General features: G+C 71.2%; 11 protein-coding genes. 5 read left to right on the top strand and 6 right to left on the bottom strand.

What is annotated here, in order from left to right; genetic code table 11:
* On the bottom strand, positions 1-1,062 hold a 1,062-nt coding region (locus IJH84_RS20640; RefSeq protein ID WP_295147832.1), incomplete at its 3' end, for a PrpF domain-containing protein.
* A gap of 135 nt (positions 1,063-1,197) precedes the next feature.
* Here IJH84_RS20640 and IJH84_RS20635 point away from each other — a divergent pair.
* Positions 1,198-2,148: a LysR family transcriptional regulator gene (locus IJH84_RS20635; RefSeq protein WP_233626979.1), complete on the top strand. Its 951-nt coding sequence runs from the start codon at positions 1,198-1,200 to the stop codon at positions 2,146-2,148.
* 5 nt (positions 2,149-2,153) lie between these two features.
* Here the strand turns inward: IJH84_RS20635 and IJH84_RS20630 are convergent, their stop codons facing one another.
* Together IJH84_RS20630 and IJH84_RS20625 are read right to left on the bottom strand one after the other, a co-directional pair.
* On the bottom strand, positions 2,154-3,113 hold the full coding sequence (locus tag IJH84_RS20630) for an NADPH:quinone oxidoreductase family protein (protein ID WP_295147827.1): 960 nt from the start codon (positions 3,111-3,113) through the stop codon (positions 2,154-2,156).
* A gap of 80 nt (positions 3,114-3,193) precedes the next feature.
* Positions 3,194-3,868, bottom strand: a complete 675-nt coding sequence (locus IJH84_RS20625; protein ID WP_295147824.1) for a TetR/AcrR family transcriptional regulator — start codon at positions 3,866-3,868, stop codon at positions 3,194-3,196.
* 214 nt (positions 3,869-4,082) lie between these two features.
* On the opposite strand from IJH84_RS20625, the gene IJH84_RS20620 reads away from it, so the two are divergent.
* The 4 genes from IJH84_RS20620 to IJH84_RS20605 all read left to right on the top strand — a co-directional run bounded on the left by IJH84_RS20620 (position 4,083) and on the right by IJH84_RS20605 (position 8,519).
* Positions 4,083-5,231, top strand: a complete 1,149-nt coding sequence (locus IJH84_RS20620; RefSeq protein WP_295147814.1) for an acyl-CoA dehydrogenase — start codon at positions 4,083-4,085, stop codon at positions 5,229-5,231.
* An 18-nt stretch (positions 5,232-5,249) separates the two neighbouring features.
* Entirely contained in the window at positions 5,250-5,990 is a 741-nt protein-coding gene (locus tag IJH84_RS20615; RefSeq protein WP_295147803.1) for an SDR family NAD(P)-dependent oxidoreductase, read from the top strand.
* Positions 5,991-6,057: 67 nt separating this feature from the next.
* Positions 6,058-7,698 (top strand): class I adenylate-forming enzyme family protein, encoded by a 1,641-nt coding sequence (locus tag IJH84_RS20610; RefSeq protein ID WP_295147801.1) that lies wholly within the window; start codon positions 6,058-6,060, stop codon positions 7,696-7,698.
* Positions 7,699-7,721: 23 nt separating this feature from the next.
* Positions 7,722-8,519, top strand: coding sequence for an enoyl-CoA hydratase/isomerase family protein (locus IJH84_RS20605; RefSeq protein ID WP_200069233.1), 798 nt, complete (start codon positions 7,722-7,724; stop codon positions 8,517-8,519).
* 98 nt (positions 8,520-8,617) lie between these two features.
* On the opposite strand, the gene IJH84_RS20600 is transcribed toward IJH84_RS20605, so the two are convergent.
* The 3 genes from IJH84_RS20600 to IJH84_RS20590 form a co-directional block, all read right to left on the bottom strand.
* On the bottom strand, positions 8,618-9,019 hold the full coding sequence (locus IJH84_RS20600) for a DUF2267 domain-containing protein (protein ID WP_200069234.1): 402 nt from the start codon (positions 9,017-9,019) through the stop codon (positions 8,618-8,620).
* A 60-nt stretch (positions 9,020-9,079) separates the two neighbouring features.
* Complete coding sequence (locus IJH84_RS20595) at positions 9,080-9,460, bottom strand: DUF2267 domain-containing protein (protein WP_295147795.1); 381 nt, start codon at positions 9,458-9,460, stop codon at positions 9,080-9,082.
* A gap of 104 nt (positions 9,461-9,564) precedes the next feature.
* Positions 9,565-10,353, bottom strand: a 789-nt coding sequence (locus tag IJH84_RS20590) for an FUSC family protein (protein WP_295147792.1), incomplete at its 5' end; no start/stop codon positions are given.

Below are 10,353 nucleotides of genomic sequence, written 5' to 3'. Positions count from 1 at the left end.
GTGGCGGGTTGCGGTCGTCTCCGGCACCCGGATCTCGGCGTCGCAGAGGATTCGGGCCGCGCGCCGGACGGTGACTCGGCGCGGCGGTCCGTCGTGGAAATCGGCGCAGTCGACCGCCACGGCACCGGCGGGCGTGCCGATGCGCAGCCGTGTGGCGCCTGGAGCGTCCGAGCGCGCGGCGACGACCGTCCCGTCCAGCGAGTTCGCCACGGCCACCCCGACCGCCGAGGTCAGGCCGATCGCGGGGTGCGGAGAGTTCATCGACAACATGCGCACCGAGACGTCGGCGCCGTGCTCCGGCCCGCCGACGACTCCGACCTTGGGGATCGCGTCACCGCCGGGCAGGCCCATCCGTTCCCCGGCGGCCCGGCGGATCCGGCGCAACTGCTCGGTGCGCTCGCGCGTGATCGGCTCCTGCCCGGTCAGCCCGAGCGAAACCGCGTCCACGAGCACCATCGGCGCACCCGCGTCGATCATGCTCACCCGCACCGGCGTTCCGTCGACGGACAGGTCGTCCACCGCGCGACCGGTGGGCAGCGTGCTGCCCGTGGTCCCGCCCGCCGGATCGACGAAGGCCAGCCCGACGCCGACGCCGCCCGCCCGGGTGCCCGGCACGGTCTCGGTGCCGAACTCGTGCACCCGGCCGCCGCCGGTGTCCACATCGGCCTCCAGCACGGCACCGGTGTTGACGTTGCGCAGCACCACCCGGGTCGTGTCCCCGGTGGGCGCGACGAGACCGCGGGCGAGCGCCCACAACGCGATCGCGGTGGCGCAATTTCCGCAGTTGCTGCCCCATTCGACGCCGGCGACACCGATCCCGACCTGTCCGAAGAGGTATTCGACGTCGACGCCCGCGCCGGGCCGCACGAACGCGGCCTTCGAGGTGGTCGGGGTGGCGCCGCCGACACCGTCCACGTGCGCCGGATCGCCGGCGTCGTAGGCGTCGACCAGCAGCCGGTCCAGATTCGGCCGGTCCAGCTCCATCCGGTTGCGCAACGCGGTGGCGTCGAACAGCCAGCACTTGCTGGTGCCGCCCCGCACCAGGCTCGCCGGTACCCGCACGGTGGCTCCCCTTCCTGCCGCAGCGGCGCCGATCGCCGCGCTCGAGTGCCGACGACTTTGACAACGGCGAGCTGTTACCACAATGTCCCGTCGCTTACCCTGACTTAAGTACTACTAAAGGCAGGAGGAGAGATCATGGACGTGCGCCGCATGTTGCTGCTGACCGAAGCGGCCGATCGCGGCTCGATCAGCGCGGCCGCGGACGCGCTCGCGATCACCCCGTCGGCCGCCTCGCAGCAGCTCTCGCGGCTGGAGGCGGAGTCCGGCCAGCCGCTGGTGGAACGGTTGCCGCGCGGGGTGCGGCTCACCGGCGCGGGCGAGGCGATGGCCGCGCGCGGGCGCCGCATCCGCAGCGAACTGCGCGGCGCGCAGGCCGACCTGGATTCGTTCGCGCGGTTGACCGAAGGTTCGCTGCGGATGGGTTCGTTCCCCACCGCCAGCTCCTCGCTGCTGCCGCTGGCGCTGACCCGCTTCTCCCGCAAGCACCCGGGCGTGCGGGTCACCGTGCGCTCGTCGCTGCTGGCCGGACTGCAGGAGTTCCTGCACGCGGGAGAGGTGGAGCTGGCGATCCTGTGGGACTACGAGTGGAACCGCGTCGAGGACGAGGCGCTGCGGGTCACGCACCTGCTGGACGATCCGATGGTGCTGGTGGTGCCCGCGAACTCGGAGCTGCTGGAGCGCTCCGGCGTGGACCTGGCCGAGCTGGCCGACCAGAAGTGGATCACGCGGACGGAGAACCCGGTCGCCGAGGTGCTGCACCGCAGCTGCCGGCTGGCGGGCTTCGAACCGGACATCTCCTACGAGTCGCACGACTACCACGAAGCGCAGGCGATGGTGGCCGCCGGACTCGGCATCGCCATCGCGCCGCGGCTCGCGCTGACCAACCGCCGCCACGACGTGCGGCTGATCGCGTTCGAATCCCGGGGACGACCGGCGCCGGCCCGGCGGATCCTGCTGGCCCGGCCGGTGAACCGGACTCCGACGCCCGCCACCGAGGTCATGATCGAGACGTTGCGCGCGGTGGCGCCGAAGTTCGCCGCCACCAACCTGCACCTGGCACAGCTGGGAACCGTCCGCGCGCGTTGAGTCGGTCAGGGCCGCAGCAGCACTTTCCCGGCCGCTCGGCGCTGATCGAGTTCCCGCAGCGCGTGCGCGGCGTCCTGGAACGGGTGGGTGGAACCGACCAGCGTGCGCAACCCGCCGGATTCCACGTGCGGCAACAGCTCCTGCCACTGCTGCCGCGGATATTCCGGTCGGGAACCGCAGAACGCGCCCCAGCCGACGCCCACGACGTCGAGGTTGTTCAGCAGCAGGCGGTTCACCTTCACCGTGGGGATCTCGCCCGCGGTGAAGCCGATGACCAGCAGCCGTCCCTCGTCGCGCAGGGTGCGCAACGAGTCGGTGAACCGGTCGCCGCCCACCGGGTCGACCACCAGGTTCACGCCGCGCTTGCCGACCAGTTCCGCCACCGCGTCGCGGAATCCTTCGGCGAGCACCACGTGCTGCGCGCCCGCCGAACGCGCAGCCTCCACTTTGGACTCCTGGGAGACCACGGCGATCACCCGCGCGCCCAGCACGCTCGCCAGCTGCACCGCGGCCGTGCCCACGCCACCGGAAGCCCCGTGCACCAGCACGGTCTCACCGGCGCGCAACCGGCCGCGGCGGGCGAGCGCGAAGTGCACCGTCAGGTAGTTCATCGGCATCCCGGCCGCGGCGTCGAACGACACCTGCTCCGGCAGCGGGAACACGCGCTCGGCGTCGACCGCGGCCAGCTCCGCGAAACCGCCGATGCCGGGGAAGGCGGCGACCCGCTGGCCCTGCTCGAAGCCCTCGGCCGCTTCGCGCACCACACCTGCGACTTCCGAGCCCGGCACGAACGGCGGCTCCGGTTTGATCTGGTACTCGCCGCGGGTCATCAGCACGTCCGGGAAGGTCACCCCGGCCGCGCGCACCTCGATCAGCACCTGGCCCGGACCTGGCGCCGGGTCTTCGGCGTCGGCGACCCGCACCGAATCGGGGCCGGTCAGCTCGGTGATCTGCACCGCTCGCATGTCGTTCCTCCCTGCACGTCGGCGTTCGCCGTCCGCAGCCGATCATCCGCGCGATCAGCCGTAAACCGGTTCGCGGTTCGTCAGCCCGCCGGTCGCAGCAGGTGCGAGTAGTCATCCCGGTGCTGCGTGCGCACGATCGCGCCCAGCAGCAACGCGGTCTGCTTGACGACGTACTCCTCGAAATCCATCGTTTGCCCGAGGTACCAGCGCTTCAACGCCCAACCGTGGGCCAGCAGCAGGAAGTCCTGCGAGACCAGTTCCACGTCCACGTCGGTGAGCAGGCCACCGGCGACGCCTGCGCGCAGCGCTTCCCGCAGCGGCTCGCTCGTCTCGATCTCCAGCCGCTTGATCTTCGCGCGGCCCTCGGTGCCGAGCGACTTGCTCTCCCGGTAGGTCAGCACCGCGGCGTGCCGATGCGCGTTGATCACCTCGCAGTAGGCGCGGAAGGCACCGGCGATCCGCTCCACCGGATCGGTCCCCGCCCGCACGGCAGGCGGCACCTGTGCCGCGAAGGCGTCCAGCACGTCGACGATCACCGCCAGCAGCAGGTCGTCCTTGCCGCCGAAGTAGCGGTAGATGAGGCCGACGCTGACTTCGGCCTCCGCGGCGAGCGCCTGCATGGACACCCCGTGGAAGCCGTCGCGCTCCATCAGCCGGGCCGCCGCGTCCAGCAGCTGCCGGTGGCGCCACTCGGAGCGCGCGGCGCGGGCGGCCTCGTTCGGATCTTGCGGTTCCGACCTGGTGGGCGTGGGCACGCGGTTCTCCCTGCACATCGGTGAACGCCGAGTTCATCTTCCCGGGCGCTGGTGCGCACCGGCCGGGCGGGTGTCCGGCGCCGGTCGTGCCGGCGTCCTTGACACCGCAGGCCCGATGAATCAATCTTCAATTCCGCTGAACATGCATTCACCTTAGCTGAAGATCCGCTCACCGAGGAGGGCCATGACCACCCGCGAGGACATCGAGTAGCCGATGGACGTCACGCTGACCGAAGACCAGCTGCGCCTGCGCGACGAAGCCGGCCGGTTCGCCGCCGAACGGCTCGCGCCGCACTACCGGGAGCGGGAACAGCGCGGATCCGTCGAGCCGCAGGTGCGCCGGGAGATGGGCGATCGCGGCTTCATCGCGCCGGAACTGCCCGTCGAGATCGGCGGGCGCGGCCTGGACCGGGTCACCTCCGGAATCCTCACCGAAGAGATCGCCCGCGGTGACTTCTCGGTGGCCTACCTGCAGGTGGTGGGCTCGCTGGTCGGCCAGATCCTCGCGAGCGACGCCGCTTCCGAGGTCGCCGCCCGCTGGGTGCCGGGCATCTGCCGCGGGGAGCACATCGTCGGCATCGGCCTGACCGAGCCGCACGCCGGTTCGGACGCCGGGATGCCGCGGCTGACCGCACGGCGCGACGGCGACGACTACCTGCTCACCGGCACCAAGTCGCTGTCGTTCGGCGGCGACGCGGCCGCCGCGGTCGTGTTCGCCCGCACCGGCGAGCAGCAGGTGCGCGGCAAGGGCATCAGCGCGTTCCTGGTGCCGCTGGACCTGCCCGGGGTGACCCGCGAGTCCTATTCGGACATGGGCACGCGGGCGGTCGGCCGCGGCGCGGTGCACTTCGACGGCGTGCGGGTTCCTGCGGAGCACCTCCTCGGTGCGGAGGGCAAGGGATTCTCCGAGGTGCTCCGGGGTTTCGACTTCAGCCGCGCGCTGATCGGCCTGCAGTGCGTCGGAGCCGCGCAGGCCAGCGTCACCGAGACCTGGCGCTACGTCAGCGAGCGCGAAGCGTTCGACCAGCCGTTGAGCAAGTTCCAAGGGGTCTCGTTCCCGCTGGCCGAGGCGGACACGCGGCTCACCGCGGCGCGTCTGCTGTGCTACCGGACGCTTTCGCTGCGGGACCGGGGGATGCCGCACACCGCGGAGGCCGCGATGTGCAAGTGGCTCGCGCCGAAGGATTCGTTCGAGGCCATCCAGAACTGCCTGCTGCTGCACGGCCAGTACGGCTACCGGACCGAGTTGCCGCTGGAGCAGCGGTTGCGCGACGTGCTCGGCCTGCAGATCGGCGACGGCACCGCGCAGGTCATGAAGTTGATCATCGCCCGGGAGCGGCTCGGGCGGCAGCTGGCTCCCTGAGCCGGGTTGGGAGACGAAATGGGACGACTGGAGCACAAGATCGCCGCGGTGACCGGCGCGGGCCGCGGCATCGGCCGGGCCATCGCCGAGAAGCTGGCCGCCGAAGGCGCCACCGTCGTGGTCTCGGACATCGACGGGGAGTCCGCCAACGCCACCGCGGAAGCCGTCGGCGGGGTGGGGCTGCGCACCGACGTCGCCGACGCGGACTCGGTCGAGGCGATGCTCGCGCAGGTCCGGGAACGGTTCGGCCGGTTGGACGTGCTGGTCAACAACGCGGGCTGGGACAAGGCCGAACCGTTCGTCGACACCGACGCCGCCGACTGGCACAAGATCGTCGGGATCAACCTGTTCGGCACCTTGCACACCACCAAGGCGGCGCTGCCGATGATGATCGAGCAGCAGTCCGGGTCGATCGTGAACCTCGGATCGGACGCGGCCAGGGTCGGCTCCTCCGGGGAGGCGGTGTACTCGGCGGCCAAGGGCGGTGTCGTGTCGTTCACCAAGACCCTCGCCCGCGAGATGGCCCGCAACAAGATCAACGTGAACTGCGTGTGCCCCGGCCCTGCCGACACCGAGCTGTTCGCCTCGATCGGCGGGGACGACCCCAAGCTGCGCGAATCGCTGATCAAGGCCATCCCGTTCCGGCGGCTGGCGGATCCGGCCGATCTCGCCAACACCGTGGCGTTCTTCGCCTCGGACGAGGCCGGATACCTCACCGGGCAGACCGTCAGCGTCAGCGGCGGCCTCACGATGAGCTGATCCGGGCCGCGGCGCCACCGGAACGGCCGAGTCAGCAGCCGTGCACCTCGATGCGGAGGGAATCAGCATGACCACTTACGACCCCGCGGCGTACCGCGAGTTCATCGAGCGCGATTTCACCTACCTCAACGGATTCCGGCGCAACACCCACCGGTACGCGAACCGGATCGCCTTGCACTGCCCGTCGACAGGCGCCGAATTCACCTACGCCGAACTCGGTGATCGGGTCGACCGGCTGGCATCCGGCTTGGCAGCGGCCGGTGTCGAACCCGGTGACGTGGTGGTCTACCAGCTCCACAACGGCCCGGAGTTCGCGCAGCTCTACCTGGCCACGCAGGCGGCGGGCGCGGTCGGCGCGCCGATCAACTTCCGGCTTTCGGCGGGCGAGGTCGCGTTCATCCTCGACGACAGCCGCCCGCGCGTGTTCGTGCACGATGCCGCGCTCGCCGAAACCGTCGCCGCCGCGCTCGAGCACGCCGAGCACCGGCCCGATCTGGTGGTGGCCGCAGGCGGGCGAACACCCGGCGCGACACCGTTCGAGGCGCTGATCAGCGACCGGGCCGAGCCGCCTGCGCCCTCCCGCACGGTCTACGACGAGACCACCCGGCTCTACACCTCCGGCACCACCGGGATGCCCAAGGGAGTGCCGCTGAACAGCATGATCGAGATCTTCAGCGCGCACGACGTGATCATGCACTTCCTGCTCTCGCCGGAGGACCGCACGCTGAACATGACGCCGTGGTTCCACCGCGGCGGGCTCTACGCCGGCGGCCCGAACCCGGCGTTCTACCTGGGTGCGCAGGTAGTTCCGACGCGCACGTTCGACGCGGCGGAGTGCCTGGACCAGGTGCAGCGGCACGGCATCACCTTCCTCATCGGGGCGCCGACGAACCTGGCGATGCTGGCCGCGGAGCAGTCCGCGCGCCCGCGCGAGCTCTCCAGCCTGCGCGGCATCGTCACGATGGGAGCGCCGCTGGAGGCGGAAGCCGCGCTGCGCTACCAGCAGGTCCTGTGCCCGCGGATCTTCAACGGCTACGGCACCACGGAAGCGTTCTGGAACAGCTTCCTGCGGCCCGCCGACCTGCCGGAGCACGCGGGCAGCGCTGGCCGGGCCTGCACCGACGACGACATGGCCGTGGTCCGGGTGCTCGGCGACCGGCTCGCCGAACCGCACGAGACCGTCGCCCGCGACGGAACCGAGGTCGGCGAGGTCATCGTCCGCTCCCCGAAGTGCGGCTACGCCTACGCGAACGCGCCGGAGCAGGAGGCGGGCAAGTTCCACCGCGGCTGGCTCTACATCGGCGATCTGGCCACCTGGGACGCCGACGAGTTCGTCACGATCGTCGGCCGCAAGGACGACATGATCGTCTCCGGCGGCGAGAACGTGCACCCGGTGCAGGTGGAGGAGGTGCTCAACGAGCACGCCGCGGTCGAGGACTCGATGGTCGTCGGCATCCCGCACGAGCACTGGGGCCGCCTCGTCGTCGCCTACGTGGTCCCCGCCGACGGCTCCCTCACGGCCGAAGAGTGCGAGCGGCATTGCCGCGAGCATCCGATGCTGGCCGATTACAAGCGCCCCCGCGCCTACCGGCTCGTCGATTCGCTGCCGGTGACCGCCACCGGCAAGAAGATCCACTACAAGGCCCGCGAGCAGGCCGCCGACGAATTCTCCCGCGGCTTGTTCACCCGCCTCGGCACGCCCGCTTGATCCGCACCCAGGGAAGGACCGCCATGGATTTCTCCGCTTACCGGCAACTCCGCTTCGAGCGCCGCGACAACGGAGTTCTGCTGATCACGCTGGATCAGCCGCAGAAGTACAACGCCACCGACGAGGAGATGCACAACGAACTCGCCCGGGTGTGGGCCGATGTCTCGGCCGACCCGGAAACGCGGGTGGCGGTGGTGACCGGCGCGGGCAAGGCGTTCTCCGCCGGTGGCGACCTGGACATGGTGCAGCGGATGGCCGGGGACCACGACCGCGTCTCGCGGATGCTCTCCGAGATGAGCGACATGGTCTACAACATCATCAACTGCGAGAAGCCGGTCGTCTCGGCGATCAACGGCGTCGCGGTCGGCGCCGGAACGGTCGTGGCGCTGCTGGCCGACATCTCGATCTGCGCCGAGGACGCCAAGCTCGGCGACGGCCACGTGAAGCTCGGCGTCGCCGCCGGGGACCACGCCGCGATCCTGTGGCCGCTGCTGTGCGGCATGGCCAAGGCCCGGTACTACCTGCTCACCGGCGAAATGCTCAGCGGTGCGGAAGCCGAGCGGATCGGCATGGTCAGCCGCGCGCTGCCCCGCGAGCAGGTGCTCGAGGAGTCGCTGCGGGTCGCGGACGGGCTGGCCACCGGATCGCAACCGGCGATCCGGTGGACCAAGCGGGCGTTGAGCAACTGGCTCAAGACGGCCGGGCCGATCTTCGACCAGTCCGCTGCCTACGAAATGCTCTGCTTCATGGGGCCGGACGTGCCCGAGGGCGCCGCCGCGCTGGCCGAGAAGCGGCAGCCCGATTTCCCGTCCGCCCGCTGATCCGCGAGATCACCGGCTGCGCACAGCAGCGCGTGCCGCCGGATCGGATCGGCGGCACGCGGTCGGGCCGTCCTCGCAGCTCGGCCCGGGCCTCGTGCTCAGCCGCGGAACAGCGCGGCGATGCTGCTCGGTAGCTGGGCCACCGTGTCGTCGACTTCCCCCGGCTCCGTCCAGGAGCGCACCGTCGAGAGCACTGCTCGGACCTGCTGCTCGGTGGTGTCGAGGTCGGTGGTGTAGATGTCCGCGCTGACCCGGTCCAGGAACCCGTTCTTGTCCACCTGGCGGGCCTGGCCGCTGCGGTCGTGCACCGCGTCGCGGGCCTCCTTCGGCAGCGGTTCCACGAGTTCGTCCAGCTCACCGGCGGTGATGCTCTCGCCGAGGGTGCGCAGCGTGGCGCGCACCAGCGTCTCGGCCTCGGCCGTCGACTCGACGCCGGAGGCGCGGCGGACCTCGCCGACGAACGATTGCCACTGCGGACTGCTCTGCACGCTTTCGGTCATCGCCATTCCTTCCTGCCTGCCGGGATACTGCCTGCCGGGGTACTGCTGGCCGGGCGCCGTTCAGCCGAACAGCGGCGCGTACGAAGACGGCAGCTGCGAGCGCAGGTCTTCGAGTTCACCGCGGCTCACGAACTGCGCCATCGTGCCCACCACCGCGTGCGCGTGCTCCCGCGCGAGATCCGGGTTCGAGTTCGGGCCTTCCTGATCGGCGATCCGTTCCAGGAAGTCGCCGAAGTCGTCGCGGTTCTCGGCCGAGCCGGTGCGTTCCAGCAGCGGGTCCTTGAGCTGTTCGGGAAGCTGGTCGGCCAGGTCGCGCGGTTCCTGCCCGGCCAGCCGCTGACCGAGCGTGGACAGCACGATGCGGGTGGTCTGCTCGGCTTCGGCGTTGTCCGGCAGCGCGGTCCGCCGGCGCACCGTTGCGAGGAACTCGTCGTAGTTCATGTCGCCTCCGCTTCCTGGATCGGCCCGCGATTTCCGGGTCGCGATCCGGTCGGGCGGTTCCGGGCCCGGTGTGCCCGGAGCCCGGCGGGCGCAAACTCGCCCGGCTACCGGCGGGCGGGCGTGGCGTCGAGCAGTGCGTAGGCCCGGTGCGAGAGCTCCAGCAGCTCCTCGGTCGGCAGCTCGGACGGGCGCACCTCACCGGCGGCGACGTCGTGGGCCTCGTGCAGTTCGACCAGCGCCGAGCGCAGCCGCGCAGGCTGCAGCGGCCGGGACTCGCTCAACCTGCGCACCCGCGTCAGCGCGGCCTGCACCCGCGACAACCACGCGCGGTTCGGCAGCGCCCAGGCCACGGCCACCGCGATCGCGGCGCCCAGCAGCGTCGCCCAGAACCGGTTCCAGCCGAGCACGCCCGGGTCGGAGGCGGTTCCCAGCGCGCTGACCAGCAGCGCCACCGGTGTCGCGAACAGCAGGCCGAACGCGTAATTGACGGTGACCGTCATCTCCGCACCCCACTGCAGCACGGCCAGCAGCACCACCAGCACCCACACCGGCGGCCCGGCGTGCAGCACGGCCACCGCGACCAGCACTCCGAGGACCGTGCCGCAGACCCGTTGCAGCATCCGCGGAACCGAACCAGCGGTGCTGGTCGCCTGCAGGATCGAGACCGCGGACACCGCCGCCCAGTAGGTCTGCTCGATGCCGAGCAGACCGGCCGCGACACCGGCCAGCAGGGCGGCCAGGACGACCCGGGCCGCGTACGGCATCAACCACGACTTCACCCGGTGCGGCAGCAGCGCAGCCCGCAGCACGTCCCGGATGATCCACCAGCGCGACACCGGCGTCGGCGGGACCGCCGGCGCGGACTCCCGTCCGTGCGGCTCGGCGAAGGGACG

The sequence above is a fragment of the Saccharopolyspora sp. genome (genome assembly GCF_017434145.1).
GTDB lineage: Bacteria > Actinomycetota > Actinomycetes > Mycobacteriales > Pseudonocardiaceae > Saccharopolyspora_C > Saccharopolyspora_C galaxeae.
This window is presented reverse-complemented; position numbering and strand designations above follow the sequence as displayed.

Excerpts from the sequence above, each read along its gene's own strand:
- IJH84_RS20635 (WP_233626979.1), top strand. The coding sequence starts at position 1,198 with ATGGACGTGCGCCGCATGTTGCTGCTGACCGAAGCGGCCGATCGCGGC.
- IJH84_RS20630 (WP_295147827.1), bottom strand. The coding sequence starts at position 3,113 with ATGCGAGCGGTGCAGATCACCGAGCTGACCGGCCCCGATTCGGTGCGG.
- IJH84_RS20620 (WP_295147814.1), top strand. The coding sequence starts at position 4,083 with ATGGACGTCACGCTGACCGAAGACCAGCTGCGCCTGCGCGACGAAGCC.
- IJH84_RS20615 (WP_295147803.1), top strand. The coding sequence starts at position 5,250 with ATGGGACGACTGGAGCACAAGATCGCCGCGGTGACCGGCGCGGGCCGC.
- IJH84_RS20610 (WP_295147801.1), top strand. The coding sequence starts at position 6,058 with ATGACCACTTACGACCCCGCGGCGTACCGCGAGTTCATCGAGCGCGAT.
- IJH84_RS20605 (WP_200069233.1), top strand. The coding sequence starts at position 7,722 with ATGGATTTCTCCGCTTACCGGCAACTCCGCTTCGAGCGCCGCGACAAC.
- IJH84_RS20600 (WP_200069234.1), bottom strand. The coding sequence starts at position 9,019 with ATGACCGAAAGCGTGCAGAGCAGTCCGCAGTGGCAATCGTTCGTCGGC.
- IJH84_RS20595 (WP_295147795.1), bottom strand. The coding sequence starts at position 9,460 with ATGAACTACGACGAGTTCCTCGCAACGGTGCGCCGGCGGACCGCGCTG.